Genomic DNA, 13,948 nt, shown 5'->3' with positions numbered 1-13,948 from the left:
TATGGAACGAGCACAATGCCAATTTAGTGCTCGTCTTGTGTTTGTCGGGATGAACGCAGTGTTTCCGCATTTCTAAAGTTAGGGGTGAAATCATTGAAAAAAGTGGTTGTTATAGGTTCTGGTGTCATGGGAAGAGGGATAGCCTATGTAAGTGCAGTAGGTGGTTTTCATACAACTTTAATCGATATTAATGAGACACAGCTGAAGAATGCAGAAAAAGAGATCAATGCCATTTTTGAAAAAGGAATTTTGCGAATGAAGCTGACGTCTGAAAAAATGGAGGCAGCAAAAACAAGGCTCCACTACTCGATTAGTCTATCTCAAAATGTAATGGAAGCGGATTTAGTTATTGAAGCAGTTCCAGAAGTAATGGAAATTAAAAAAAATATCTTTGAAGTAATCGACCAGCATGCCGAAGCACATTGTATTTTTGCGACAAACACCTCTACGATGAGTCCAACGGAAATAGGATCCTTTACCAAAAGACCAGATAAGGTTATTGCCATGCATTTTTTTAACCCTGTGCATAAAATGCCTCTTGTTGAGATTATAAAGGGCTTGGAGACGAGCGAGGATACTGCAAACGCTATTAAGCGAGCTGCAGAACAAATGGGCAAAGAGACAGTCGTAATTAATGAATTTCCTGGCTTTGTCACAAGTCGGATTAGTGCGCTCGTAGGGAATGAGGCCTTCTATATGCTCCAGGAAGGCGTCGGCACACCAGAGGAGATTGATAAAGCCATCAAGCTTGGGCTGAATTATCCAATGGGACCCTTTGAGCTAGGGGATCTTGTTGGTCTTGATACAAGATTAAATAATTTAAACTATCTCCATGCAAAATTAGGGGAAAAATATCGTCCGGCTCCACTCCTTGAGCAATATGTTAAAGCAGGCAGGCTTGGCAGGAAATCTGGCAGAGGTGTATATGATTATCGGGGAAAGGAGGATTGAAGATGTCAGAAGAGGTTGTTATTGTTGATGCAGTAAGGACACCATTTGGACGGTACAATGGCATATTAAAAAGTGTGCGTCCAGATGATTTAGGTGCGATTGTTATTAAAGCCTTGTTAGAAAGGAATCCAGAAATAAAGCCAGCTGAAATTGAAGAAGTGATTCTGGGAAATGCCAATCAAGCAGGTGAGGATAATCGTAATGTTGCACGCATGTCATCACTCCTTGCAGGTCTTCCTGTAGAAGTTGGCGGTTCGACCGTCAATCGGCTTTGCGGTTCAGGCTTAGATGCGGTTAATTATGCCGCAAGGGCTATCCTTGCTGGAGAAGGAGAAGTATTTATTGCGGGCGGCACAGAGAGCATGACTCGCGCACCGCTTGTGATGGCAAAGCCACAGATTGAGTACCCAAGAGGAAATATGGAATTATATGACACCACAATCGGCTGGCGTTTCACAAATGAACGTTTACGTGCGAACTATGGGGCAGAGAGCATGCCGGAGACCGCGGAAAATGTTGCTAGGGAATATGCGATAACTCGCGAGGAACAAGATCGGTTTGCTTTAGAAAGCCAACGGAGAGCAAGAGAAGCTATACAAAAAGGGTATTTTAAAGAAGAAATTGCTTCTGTCACATTTAAGGATCGTAAAGGGACTGAATGCTTGGCTGAAAGGGATGAACATCCTCGACCGGAAACTACATTAGAAAAACTGACACAGCTTAAGCCTATTTTTCCGAATGGGACGATTACAGCAGGTAATTCCTCAGGAGTGAATGACGGAGCAGCAGCTTTATTATTAATGGCTTCTAAAAAGGCAGATCAGCTTGGTTTAAAGCCTTTAGGGAAATATATTGTATCTGCTTCAGCAGGTGTTCATCCGTCTGTCATGGGGATTGGACCAGTTGATTCCACAAGAAAGGCACTAAAGCGTGCCGGGCTCAGCGTAGATGATATCGATTTAATTGAATTGAATGAAGCGTTTGCGGCTCAATCGATTGCATGTATGAAACTTTTAGAATTAAATCCAGATAAAGTAAATGTAAATGGCGGGGCCATTGCATTTGGTCATCCGTTAGGAGCAAGCGGTGCAAGAATTTTGACAACCCTATTATATGAAATGAAAAGAAGAAAAGTAAAATATGGACTCGCTACAATGTGTATAGGTGTAGGACAAGGAATATCGACAATTGTAGAAAATATTTAACAAGGCTTACCTGTATGGGGATATTTCTCTTAATATATCGTTATTTCGGAAAAATATTTTTGGAAAATAAAGAAATCTTTTAGTAGAATAGAGATATAACGTATTTTTTCCGAACAAGTTTGTAAATGAAATGAGGATGTGTGCAGGTTGAATACAAGATCAATGATTTTTACATTATATGGAGATTATATTTCCCATTATGGAAGCAAAATTTGGATAGGCAGCTTAATCAGACTATTAAGCGAGTTTGGTCATAATGATCAGTCGGTCAGAGCGGCTATTTCGAGAATGAATAAGCAGGGATGGGTTCAGTCTGAGAAGATTGGCAATAAAAGCTATTATTCATTGACTGATCGTGGACAAAGAAGAATTGATGAGGCAGGAAAACGGATTTTTAAATTAATGCCGGAAAAATGGGATGGGAATTGGAGAATTTTCATGTACAACATTCCGGAGGAAATTAGGAATATAAGGGATGAACTTAGAAAGGAGCTTGTTTGGAGCGGGTTTGGCACACTTTCGAACAGCTGCTGGATTTCCGCAAATGACTTAGAAAAACAAGTTTTTGATCTAATTGAGAAATATGAAATTGATGACTATGTAGACTTTTTTATTTCAAAATATGCCGGACCGCATGAAAACAAACGATTGGTCGAAAAAAGCTGGAATTTAGAGGAAATCAATGCGAAGTATCAGGACTTCATTTCTGAATACAGTCAAAAATATATAATAGATAAAAATAAAATCCATAAAGGCAATATAACAGATGCGGAGTGCTTTGTTGAACGAACAAAGCTTGTACACGAATACCGTAAATTCCTCTTTGTCGATCCAGGTCTTCCAGAAGAACTGCTTCCAGAGAAATGGTTAGGCAGTCATGCAGCGTCTTTATTCGGCGATTATTACAAAGAATTGGCTGAACCAGCTTCTCGCTTTTTTGAAAGTGTTTTTCAAGAAGGAAATGAACTGAAGAATAAGGATCAGGAGTATAATGTGCTAACTCACCCCCTCATCCTCGAATAAAGGCCCAGTCACCACTAGTTTACAATTTGATAAAGAGTGCACGACCAGGGAGGATAAATTCTAAGGGGGCATTGAGATGAATTCTTTAACAAACCTATTAAAAATTAAGTATCCCATCATTCAAGGGGGAATGGGGAATATTAGCAATGCCATATTAACAGCTGCTATTTCGGAAGCGGGGGGGCTTGGAACAATAGGTGCAGGGACGATGACACCTGCTGAAGTGGAAGAAATCATAAAGGAAACAATAAGAAGAACGGATAAGCCTTTTGCTCTCAATATAGCACTTACAGTTTCTCCGTATGTTCGTGAAATTCTTTCCCTAGTAAAAAAATATAATATTACTGTCGTATCTCTTTCTGCAGGAAATCCTGCCCCGTTTATTCCGAAATTGCATGAAGACGGTGCAAAGGTAATAACTGTCTGTGCATCTATTAGGCAAGCAAAAAAAGCTGAAGCAGCCGGAACGGATGTAATTGCTGCTGAAGGATATGAAGCAGCAGGAATTAATTCTTCACTTGAAACGACAACACTTGTATTAATCCCACAAATTGTTGAAGCCGTTACGATTCCAGTCATTGCAGCTGGAGGAATAGGAGATGGGAGAGGGGTTGCATCGATGCTAGCTTTAGGTGCAAGCGGCGTCCAAATGGGGACGAGATTTATAGCTACAAAGGAAGCACCTTTTCATGATAAGTATAAACAGAAAATAATCGATGCTTCTGATCATAGTACGGTAATAGTAGGGCGGTCAGTGGGAAGAATCCGACGAGTTTTAGAAAATGATTATTCAAAGAAACTATTAAAACATGAGGAAAACGGAATTTCTCTAGATGATTTTAATAGACTAACCTCGGAAAATTTCCACAGAATAGGTGCACTGGAAGGGAAGGATGAAGAAGGCTTTATGAACGGAGGACAAATTGCTGGCTTAATTACTGATATTCCATCAGTCCAAGAACTAATGGAAAAAATAATCAATGATGCTAAGAACCAGCTAGAACAAGCATATCTACTATTTAAATAGGTAACGATTGAAAGCATACAGATTACTTTTCTGTATGCTTTTCTTCTTGCTATCATATAATTAATTATAGTAATCTAAAAATATAAAATTTTTAGAATATTATTGACCTTTCTGTCTGGAAGGTGTTAATATAACGTTATAAATACGTTATTCATAGTATTTATCATATAAAATTCAATGCATCAAACCAAATAGCACATCTACATAAGGAGTTCACACTATCATCTTTTGGTAGTGTTTTATTTTAAAAAATATTAAGGGGGTTAATTAGAGTGAAAAAGTCTTTAAAGGCATTTTCTTTAGTATTAGCAGCAGGTTTGCTTGTATTAAGCGGCTGTGGGAAAGAGGCTGCAAATGAGCCGTCGAAAGAGTCGGCAGCAAATAATGAAGAAAACAAAACATATAAAGTAGGAATTACTCAATTCGTTGAGCATCCTTCTTTAGATGCAGCTACTGAAGGATTTAAAAAAGCGATGGAAGAAGCCGGATTTAAAGAAGGAGAGAATGTTGAGTATGACTTCCAAAATGCACAAGCAGATATGAATAATACTCAAACAATTGCAAATAACTTTGCTGGAGATAAGGTGGACCTCATTTTTGCCAATGCAACTCCTAGTGCGGTCAGCGCTTTAAATGCAACTAAGGAAATTCCGATTGTTTTTACGTCTGTTACCGATCCAATTGGTGCAGGACTTGTGGAGGCACTAGACAAACCAGGGGATAATATCACTGGAACAACAGATAACCACCCGGATGGAACAGAGAAAACGATTAAATTTATTGTTGAGGAAGCAGGAGCTAAGACAATTGGCATAATTTATAATGCTGGAGAGCAAAACTCCGAGGTTCAGGTTGCTCAAGTAAAGGAACTGGCAGCTAAATTCGGTGCTACAGTTGAAGAAGCATCGATTTCAACGTCAGCAGAGGTTAAACAAGGGGCGGAGTCACTAGTTGGACGTGTGGATGCTATTTACGTTCCAACAGATAATACAGTTGTATCTGCACTTGAATCTGTAATTGCTGTCGCAAATAATGAGAAAATTCCGCTGTTTGTTGGAGAACTTGATTCTATGGCACGCGGAGCTATTGCTGCAAGTGGATTTGACTATTTTGATTTAGGCTTTCAGACGGGGAAAATGGCTGCTGACATTTTAAAAGGAAATAAGAAGCCTTCAGAAATTCCTGTTGAACTGCCAAGCAGTCTAACATTGATGATAAATAAGAAAGCTGCTGAAGCACAGGGGCTTGAAGTGAAGCAGGAGTGGGAAAAAATTGCGGAATTTTATGAAGGCGAATAATAAAGGGTGTGATTCTTAATGCCTACTGCGGTCTTTGGAGCGTTTGAGTCTGGAATTATCTATGCCATTATGGCACTTGGTGTGTATTTATCCTTTCGTGTGCTTGATTTTCCCGATTTAACAGTCGATGGCAGTTTTGTTACTGGAGCGGCTGTTTCTGCAACAATGATTGTCAGCGGGGTGAATCCATTTATTGCAACATTAGTCGCATTAGCTGCTGGTTTCATTGCCGGCTGTATTACTGGAGTTCTTCATACATTTGGCAAAATAAATGCGCTCCTATCAGGGATTCTTATGATGATTGCCTTGTATTCTATTAATCTAAGGATAATGGGGAAATCAAATGTTCCTTTATTGAATACAGATACGGCAATGACGAGCATGAGTGATGTTTCGAATAAAATCGGAATGGATTCTTTCTTTAATGGCATATTTTCTGCTATTGGTCTTGGTGACAGTTTGCCAAGGACATGGGGAATTTTAATTTTTATGATTATAGTAACTTTTGCTATTAAGTTTCTAACAGATAAGTTTTTACAAACTGAGATTGGGCTTGCAATCAGGGCAACAGGGGACAATAAAAGAATGATTCGCAGTCTTTCCGCTAACACAAATTTGACGGTTATTCTCGGTCTTGGTCTCTCAAATGCGATGGTTGCCTTTTCCGGTTCTCTCATTGCACAGCAGGGTGGATTTGCCGATGTCGGAATGGGAATAGGGATGATCATCATTGGGCTGGCTTCTGTCATTATTGGGGAAGCGCTTTTCGGTACAAAAACGATTGCTAGGACGACATTAGCAGTTATCGGAGGGGCAATCATTTACCGTATTGTTGTCACATTAGCTCTAAGAGTGGACTTTCTTGAGCCTGGCGATATGAAACTCATCACGGCTACAATTGTTATATTGGCGCTTATTATGCCAAAATTCATCGATGCCTCAAAGGAGAAAAAACGAAAAGCGAGAAGGAAAGCTGAACATATGATAGTAAGCCAAATCCCTTCAGATAGAAAGGGGGAGGCAGATGCTGGAATTAAAGCAGATTCATAAAGTTTTTAATGAGGGGACACCTGATGAGAAAATTGCCTTGGACCGGATCAATCTAACGTTAAATGCAGGTGATTTTGTTACAGTTATTGGGAGTAATGGTGCGGGGAAGTCGACGTTAATGAATATGATTTCTGGCGTTATGACTCCTGATGTTGGAACCGTTTCGATCGATAGTCAGAATGTAACCCCAATATCTGAATACAAAAGAGCTAAACTGATTGGCCGTGTGTTCCAAGACCCGATGGCTGGCACAGCTCCTAGCATGACTATTGAAGAGAATCTAGCGATGGCTTATTCAAGAAATAAGTCGCGCAGTTTAAGAAAAGGAGTTACGAAGAAGCGGAAAGAGTATTTTCAGGAGGTACTCTCAACCCTTCATTTAGGTTTGGAAAATCGATTGTCTGCAAAGGTTGGTTTATTATCAGGGGGAGAGAGACAGGCACTTTCATTGCTTATGGCAACCTTTACTGAGCCTTCCATTCTTTTATTAGATGAGCATACAGCTGCACTTGATCCGGCACGTGCAGAGCTAATCACGAATTTAACAAAAGAAATAGTTGAAAAATTTAATTTAACAACTTTGATGGTTACACATAATATGCAGCAGGCATTAGATCTCGGCAATCGATTAATTATGATGGATAAGGGACAAATCATCCTTGAAGTAGATGAAAATCAAAAAGGACATTTGACGATTGAACAGCTATTATACGAGTTTCAGAGAATTAGAGGCGTTAAAATGGCAAGTGATCGCGCGCTCTTATCCTAAAATTCAAAAGGATTAATTAGGCACTTTTAGCTAGTTAATCCTTTTTATTTTGGAATTTAATCATGTAATAGAATGAATTTTTAAAGTTTTTACAATTTATTGACTATTTATTGAACGAAATGATATTATATCGTTAATAATACGTCATACATATATAGTGATACTCCTTTATTGGCTGTTAAAATAATGCAGGTTGATATTGGCTAGGGGGAATGAACATGAAACAACGACTGAAGATTGGAGATACAGCAACAGTGGAGGTAATTGTTACACCAGATATGTTTGCTCAGTTTGAAGGGGAAATTGTTCATCGAGTCTTTTCAACTGTATCATTGGTCTATTACATGGAGTGGGCATCAAGAAAAATCATTCTTCCCATCCTAGAGGAACACGAAGAGGGGATGGGTGGGGCAGTTTCTGTGAAGCATCTTGCCCCATCTCCTGAAGGTTCACGTTTAACCATTACTGCAGCTGTTTCTGGTCTGGAAGAAAATATAGTGATGACAGAAGTTTCAGTTAAACATGAAGAAAGACTTATTGGCACAGGAGAAGTGAAGCAATTCATTCTTCCAAAAAGGAAGATTGACAGTTTACTTGCTAAATTAGAAGGTAGCTGATTATCTGGCAGCGTCTTTATCGTTTTTAAATGTGTAAGCGTTATCAAAAATTTGGGAGGCTCAATTCATATGAATATGTTTTCAAAAATAAGCGGGCATGAACAAGTTGTTTTTTGCAATGATGAATCAACTGGTTTGAAAGCAATTATCGCAATTCATAGTACAAGGCTTGGTCCAGCTCTAGGAGGCTGCAGAATGCTTCCCTATGCAAGCGAGGAGGAAGCACTAGAGGATGTTCTTCGTTTATCAAAAGGAATGACCTATAAATGTGCAGCAGCAGATGTTGATTTTGGCGGAGGAAAGGCAGTAATCATTGGCGATCCAAGGAAGGACAAAACACCTGAATTATTCCGAGCCTTTGGGCAATTTGTGGAATCATTGAATGGACGTTTTTACACAGGTACTGATATGGGTACATCTCCAGAGGATTTTGTGCATGCATTAAGGGAAACAAACTGCATTGTTGGTGTAGATGAAGTGTATGGGGGAAGCGGAGATTCATCGATTCCAACAGCTCAGGGTGTTATTTATGGGCTTCAGGCAACGAACAGAGCGCTTACAGGTTCGGATGATTTAGCTGGGAAAAGCTATTCTATCCAAGGGCTCGGCAAGGTTGGGTTAAAAGTAGCAGAGAGGCTGATAGAAGAAGGGGCAGACCTTTATGTGACAGACATTAATCAGCAGGCAATTGATAAGCTGCTGACAAAAGCGAAAACAATAGGTACTGGTGTAAAAGTAGTAAACAAAGAAGAAATTTACCAAGCGAATGCAGATATATTTATCCCTTGTGCTATGGGCGGGATAATAAATAGTGAAACGATTGAGCAATTGAGGGTGAAAGCAGTAGTTGGCTCAGCAAACAACCAGCTTTTGGAGGTAAACCATGGGCAATCCCTGAAGGAAAAGGGCATTTTATACGCACCTGATTATATTGTAAATGCTGGAGGTCTAATTCAAGTAGCCGATGAGCTATATACACCAAACAAGGAAAGGGTTTTACAGAAAACAAAAGCTATTTATAATTCATTGCTAAATATTTATGAGGATGCGGAAAGCAAGGGGTTAACTACAATCGAAGCAGCCAATCAATTTTGCGAAAATCGGATAGAGGCACGATCACGCAGAAATAGCTTCTTTTCTCATATGAAGCGACCGAAATGGGCAGTAAGAACGTAATTTTTGCTAATAATAAACAACATTATAACAATAGTAAACTGGTAATCGTAGAAATGATAAAAGAGAAGGGTGAGAAAATGGATAATCAGTTTCCGATCCAGCAAATTATGGATCTAAACGGAATAATTGTTTCACCTGAATATAAAGAAAAAATCACTGCAGATCTCGCCAAAAAATTTTACAGACAACTTGTAAGAATCAGGATGTTTGACCGAAAGGCAATTAGTTTACAGCGTCAGGGTAGAATTGGCACATATGCACCTTACGAAGGCCAGGAAGCCTCTCAAGTAGGAAGTGCGCTTGCATTGCATTCATCTGATTGGATGTTTCCAACGTATCGAGAACATGGAGCTGCATTTGTATTTGGGCATTCGCTGCGAAATATACTTCTTTTTTGGAACGGCAGAAATGAGGGCTGCATCCCTCCAGATGGAAAAAAAATATTTCCGCCAGGTATTCCAATTGCAACGCAAATTCCTCATGCGGCTGGGGCTGCATTAGCGGAAAAGATGAAAGGTACAAAAAATGCTGCAATTGCCTACTTTGGGGATGGGGCAACATCTGAGGGAGATTTTCATGAAGGCCTCAATTTTGCAAGCGTATGTAAAGCACCTGTTGTCTTTTTTAATCAAAATAATCAATATGCAATTTCAGTTCCGATTGAGAAGCAGATGAACTCAAAGACGATTGCTCAAAAAGCAATAGCTTATGATATTCCCGGAATTAGGATCGATGGAAATGATGTATTTGCCGTTTATTTTGAAACATTAAAAGCTTTGGATCGTGCAAGAAGCGGTGAGGGACCGACTTTAATTGAAGCAGTTACATGGCGATATGGGGCGCATACGACAGCTGATGATCCAGCGAAATACCGAGATCAAGAAGCAAGCAAGAAACGCAGAATGGAAACAGATCCGATCTTACGCCTAGAAAGATGGCTAAAAAATGAAGGGCTTTATGATGAGGATTGGGTACGTAATATCGAAACAGATGCAACAGCGGAAATAGAAGAAGCCATTGTTGAAATGGAAGCCTTTCCTCCTGCTGATCCAGCAGATATATTTGATCATGTTTTTGCTGAACCGACTTGGCAAATACGTGAGCAAAAAGAGGAGTATCTTAGATTGATAGGTGGTGTCACTACTTGAGTACAGCAGTTAGAACAAAAACGATGACGCTGATACAAGCTATTACCGATGGACTAGGTACAATGCTTGCCGAACGGAAAGAAGTCGTATTGATGGGCGAGGACATTGGTAAAAATGGCGGCGTTTTTCGGGCAACAGATGGGCTTCAGGAAAAATACGGAGAAGAGCGGGTGATGGATACACCTTTAAGTGAGGCAGGCTTTGTCGGTGCGGGTATTGGCATGGCAGTTAATGGTTTCCTGCCAGTAATTGAAATACAATTTTTGGGTTTTATTTACCCTGCATATGAACAAATCATGACACATGCCACACGATTAAGGATGCGCACGATGGGGCATTATACCGTTCCGATGGTGATTCGTGCTCCATATGGTGCAGGGGTGAGGGCACCGGAGATTCACTGTGACAGCACCGAAGCCATTTTCACGCATATGCCTGGCATCAAAGTGGTTTGCCCCTCAAGCCCATACGATGCAAAAGGATTGCTCATAGCGGCGATCGAAGACCCTGATCCGGTTTTATTTTTAGAACCGATGCGCACTTATCGATCTGCTAGAGAGGAAGTGCCTGAGGGAAAATATACAATTGAAATTGGCAAAGGGAAAAAACGGCTAGAAGGTGAAGACGTCACGGTTATATCATGGGGAGCCATGATGCCAATCGCATTAAAGGCAGCAGAAGACATGAAGGCAGAGGGAGTTCAATGTGAGGTCATTGACTTGCGCACACTTTTCCCAATTGATAGAGATATCATTGCGGAATCTGTCCAAAAAACGGGCAGGACCGTGATTGTTCATGAAGCCCATGCAACAGGCGGAATTGGGAATGATGTGTTAGCCATCATTAATGATACATCATTTTTATACCAAAAAGCACCAGCCGAGCGGGTAACTGGATTTGATGCCCCAGTTCCTTATTTTGGTTTTGAGGATCACTATTTGCCGAATGAAAAAAGAATTAAACATGCCATAAGAAAAGTGATGATGTTTTAGAGGAGGGAAGCAATGGAAGTAAAACTTCATGACATTGGTGAAGGGATAACTGAGGCAGAGATTACTTGTTTTCTAGTAAAACCAGGAGATTTCGTTCAAGCAGATGATCCGCTGCTAGAAGTGCAAACAGATAAAATGACTGCAGAAATCCCTTCCCCGATGGGGGGGATTATACAAGAATTTAAAGTGAAGCCAGGGCAAACAGTACCTGTTGGAACAACACTCGTACTATTGAATAATATTGATGGAGCAGTGGATAGGATTAGTCAAAAAAAATCTAGTAAAACCGCCATAATTGAAAAAGTTCCACATGATATAAATGATAAAAACACTCCATCCAAACGAATTTTAGCTTCCCCTTATACAAGAAAAATTGCGCGTGAAAAGGGCATCAATATTGAAGAGGTGGAAGGAACAGGTCCTAGTGGGCGAATTACCGATGAAGACATCTTTAAGCTTATTTCTGTTCTTCAGGATACGGCAATTGCTCCCGAAATAAACTCAGCTGTGACCCCAACTAAAACCTCCTATGAGAAAAACACGATCCCATTTAGGGGCAGACGAAAGCAAATCGCCAAAAAAATGGTCAGATCCATGTATACAATCCCACATTGCACCCATTTTGAAGAAGTAGATGTGACCAGTATTCTTCAATTTTGCAGCGAGCTAAAGAAACATAATCAAAACATTTCTATGACAGCTTTTTTCTTAAAAGCATTATCCATTTGCTTAAAGGAATACCCAATATTTAATGCTGTCCTTGATGAGGAAAATGAAGAGATTCAGCTTCTGGATGAGCATCATATTGGCATAGCGGTTGATATGGAAGAAGGTTTAATGGTCCCTGTAGTGAAAAATGTAGAAAAAAAATCAATCCGTGCCATTCATTCAGAAATGAAACAGCTTACTGAAAAGACTTTGGAAAATAAACTAGCTTTGAAGGATATTTCAGACGGGACTTTTACAATCAGCAATGTCGGTCCACTAGGAGGGAGCTTTGGCGCTACACCTATAATCCAGCATCCAGAGGTTGCATTAGTTTCCTTCCATAAAACAAAAAAAATGCCCGTTGTTACAGAAGATGATCAAATTATCATACGCTCGATCATGAATCTTTCTATGTCTTTTGATCACAGAGTGGCTGATGGTGCGACTGCAGTTCGGTTCACAAACCGCTTTGCTGCACTGATACAAGATCCTAAAATGCTATTGCTGGAGATGGTGTAATGGTTGTTGGCGAACTAGCTCATGAACGTGAACTCATCATAATTGGCGGGGGTCCAGGCGGCTATCAGGCTGCCATTCGGGCGGCTCAGCTTGGTCAATCAGTAACACTTATTGAAAGAGCGGAACTTGGCGGAGTATGTTTGAATAGAGGCTGTATTCCTACTAAGGTTTTTACAGAGGGTGCTAATAGGTTAGCATCTATTAGAAAAGCTGGCCAATTTGGAATAGAAAGTGATTCAATCCACTTTAATCTTCATACACTTCAAACACATAAAGAAAAAACCATTCACCAGCTGCGTGAAGGCATTGCAGCTTTATGTAAAGCGAATAAAGTGGAACTACTAAGCGGATCAGCTTTCTTTCTTGCAGAAGACCGGATTGGAGTAGAGAATGGCGACCAATATGCAGTGTATCGATTTAAACATGCAATTATCGCAACAGGTAGCATTCCCTTTATACCTAAAGGCATAGAAATTGATCATAAACGCATTGTAGATACATGGTCAATAACAAAACTTGAAACGATTCCTGAAACACTTATTGTTTATGGATATGATTATATTGCATTAGAGATGGCAATGGCCTTTAGCGTTTTTGGATCTCGCGTTACGCTAATAATTGAGAAGAATGACTTTCCCTTTGATCACTCAATCAATCGTGAGATAAAGCGAGTGTTCAAAAAGAACGGAATTAAAATACTCAGAAATACAGCGATTTCTGCAGCATTTGCTGACAGGAATCGTGTATCAATTAATCTAGAAAATGAAGTACTCACTTGCACTCACCTATTTGTTTCCACAGGACAAAAGCCAAACACCGATAACTTAGGGATTAACCGGATTGGCATTGAAATGACATCAAGCGGGTTTATTCAAGTAAATAAGCAATGTCTTACTTCAATCCCCTCTATATTTGCTGTTGGAGATGTGACAGAGGGTCCTGCATTAGCTGTAAAAGCAATTCGGCAAGGAAAAGTCGCATCAGAAGCCATAGCAGGTATCTCCTCTGAGGCAGACTTTAGCTTCTTGCCAACAATCGCTCATACTTTGCCCCCGATTGCGAGCGTGGGTCTAACGGAACAAGAAGCGTACGAGCAAGGATATCAGATAAATGTTGGTCAATTTCCGCTATCATCGAGCGGAATTGCTGCAATTAGTGGAGAAAGAGATGGATTCATTAAAGTAATAATAGACAAAGAGAGTCAGCTTTTTCTTGGTTTGCATATGATGGGATATGGAGCTGTAGAGCTGATTACAAGCGGGGTTTTTTCCTTGGAGATGGCAGCTCGTGATGAAGATTGGCTGTTTCCCACTTATCCGCATCCGAGTATAAATGAGGGGATGCTTGAAGCTGTTGAGTCGATAAAAAAACAGGCCATTCATATTCTACCTCCACTTAGAAATGAAATATATAAAGTTTAATATAACGATAATTTTACTTTAACGCAGATAAGCATCATAGCTTT

Annotated in this window: 13 protein-coding genes; all 13 read left to right on the top strand. The window is 40.0% G+C overall.

Annotated elements, in window-relative coordinates; genetic code table 11:
* Positions 1-93 precede the first annotated feature (93 nt).
* Positions 94-951: a 3-hydroxyacyl-CoA dehydrogenase gene (locus ASU02_RS14265; RefSeq protein ID WP_082631804.1), complete on the top strand. Its 858-nt coding sequence runs from the start codon at positions 94-96 to the stop codon at positions 949-951.
* Positions 952-953: 2 nt separating this feature from the next.
* The gene (locus tag ASU02_RS14260) at positions 954-2,156 is read left to right on the top strand and encodes a thiolase family protein (RefSeq protein ID WP_057764714.1); all 1,203 of its coding nucleotides are present in this window, start codon (positions 954-956) and stop codon (positions 2,154-2,156) included.
* A gap of 147 nt (positions 2,157-2,303) precedes the next feature.
* Positions 2,304-3,179 carry a phenylacetic acid degradation operon negative regulatory protein PaaX gene (gene paaX / locus ASU02_RS14255; RefSeq protein ID WP_057764713.1) on the top strand — a complete coding sequence of 292 codons (876 nt, stop codon included), beginning with the start codon at positions 2,304-2,306 and terminating at the stop codon, positions 3,177-3,179.
* A gap of 76 nt (positions 3,180-3,255) precedes the next feature.
* Positions 3,256-4,206, top strand: a complete 951-nt coding sequence (locus ASU02_RS14250; RefSeq protein WP_057764711.1) for an NAD(P)H-dependent flavin oxidoreductase — start codon at positions 3,256-3,258, stop codon at positions 4,204-4,206.
* Positions 4,207-4,478: 272 nt separating this feature from the next.
* Positions 4,479-5,504: an ABC transporter substrate-binding protein gene (locus ASU02_RS14245; RefSeq protein ID WP_057764709.1), complete on the top strand. Its 1,026-nt coding sequence runs from the start codon at positions 4,479-4,481 to the stop codon at positions 5,502-5,504.
* An 18-nt stretch (positions 5,505-5,522) separates the two neighbouring features.
* Positions 5,523-6,554: an ABC transporter permease gene (locus ASU02_RS14240; protein ID WP_057764706.1), complete on the top strand. Its 1,032-nt coding sequence runs from the start codon at positions 5,523-5,525 to the stop codon at positions 6,552-6,554.
* A complete protein-coding gene (locus ASU02_RS14235) occupies positions 6,529-7,323 on the top strand; it encodes an ABC transporter ATP-binding protein (RefSeq protein ID WP_057764704.1) in 795 nt (264 codons plus the stop codon). The genes ASU02_RS14240 and ASU02_RS14235 overlap by 26 nt, the downstream gene beginning before the upstream one ends.
* Positions 7,324-7,541: 218 nt before the next feature.
* Entirely contained in the window at positions 7,542-7,940 is a 399-nt protein-coding gene (locus ASU02_RS14230; RefSeq protein ID WP_057764702.1) for a thioesterase family protein, read from the top strand.
* A gap of 69 nt (positions 7,941-8,009) precedes the next feature.
* Positions 8,010-9,116: a Leu/Phe/Val dehydrogenase gene (locus ASU02_RS14225; RefSeq protein ID WP_057764700.1), complete on the top strand. Its 1,107-nt coding sequence runs from the start codon at positions 8,010-8,012 to the stop codon at positions 9,114-9,116.
* Positions 9,117-9,193: 77 nt separating this feature from the next.
* A complete protein-coding gene (gene pdhA, locus ASU02_RS14220) occupies positions 9,194-10,264 on the top strand; it encodes a pyruvate dehydrogenase (acetyl-transferring) E1 component subunit alpha (RefSeq protein ID WP_057764698.1) in 1,071 nt (356 codons plus the stop codon).
* Positions 10,261-11,256, top strand: a complete 996-nt coding sequence (locus ASU02_RS14215; RefSeq protein ID WP_057764696.1) for an alpha-ketoacid dehydrogenase subunit beta — start codon at positions 10,261-10,263, stop codon at positions 11,254-11,256. Before pdhA ends, ASU02_RS14215 begins: the two co-directional genes overlap by 4 nt.
* Before the next feature lie 12 nt (positions 11,257-11,268).
* A complete protein-coding gene (locus ASU02_RS14210) occupies positions 11,269-12,483 on the top strand; it encodes a dihydrolipoamide acetyltransferase family protein (protein ID WP_057764695.1) in 1,215 nt (404 codons plus the stop codon).
* Positions 12,483-13,904 carry a dihydrolipoyl dehydrogenase gene (gene lpdA, locus ASU02_RS14205; RefSeq protein ID WP_057764693.1) on the top strand — a complete coding sequence of 474 codons (1,422 nt, stop codon included), beginning with the start codon at positions 12,483-12,485 and terminating at the stop codon, positions 13,902-13,904. The genes ASU02_RS14210 and lpdA overlap by 1 nt, the downstream gene beginning before the upstream one ends.
* The last annotated feature ends 44 nt before the right edge of the window (positions 13,905-13,948 follow it).

The organism is Cytobacillus praedii, from assembly GCF_001439605.1.
Lineage (GTDB): Bacteria > Bacillota > Bacilli > Bacillales > Cytobacillaceae > Cytobacillus > Cytobacillus praedii.
Note: the sequence above shows the minus strand (reverse complement) of the source record. Positions and strands in the feature narration are given on the sequence as shown.

Excerpts from the sequence above, each read along its gene's own strand:
- pdhA (WP_057764698.1), top strand. The coding sequence starts at position 9,194 with ATGGATAATCAGTTTCCGATCCAGCAAATTATGGATCTAAACGGAATA.
- ASU02_RS14235 (WP_057764704.1), top strand. The coding sequence starts at position 6,529 with ATGCTGGAATTAAAGCAGATTCATAAAGTTTTTAATGAGGGGACACCT.
- ASU02_RS14240 (WP_057764706.1), top strand. The coding sequence starts at position 5,523 with ATGCCTACTGCGGTCTTTGGAGCGTTTGAGTCTGGAATTATCTATGCC.
- lpdA (WP_057764693.1), top strand. The coding sequence starts at position 12,483 with ATGGTTGTTGGCGAACTAGCTCATGAACGTGAACTCATCATAATTGGC.
- ASU02_RS14250 (WP_057764711.1), top strand. The coding sequence starts at position 3,256 with ATGAATTCTTTAACAAACCTATTAAAAATTAAGTATCCCATCATTCAA.
- ASU02_RS14210 (WP_057764695.1), top strand. The coding sequence starts at position 11,269 with ATGGAAGTAAAACTTCATGACATTGGTGAAGGGATAACTGAGGCAGAG.
- ASU02_RS14230 (WP_057764702.1), top strand. The coding sequence starts at position 7,542 with ATGAAACAACGACTGAAGATTGGAGATACAGCAACAGTGGAGGTAATT.
- ASU02_RS14225 (WP_057764700.1), top strand. The coding sequence starts at position 8,010 with ATGAATATGTTTTCAAAAATAAGCGGGCATGAACAAGTTGTTTTTTGC.
- ASU02_RS14260 (WP_057764714.1), top strand. The coding sequence starts at position 954 with ATGTCAGAAGAGGTTGTTATTGTTGATGCAGTAAGGACACCATTTGGA.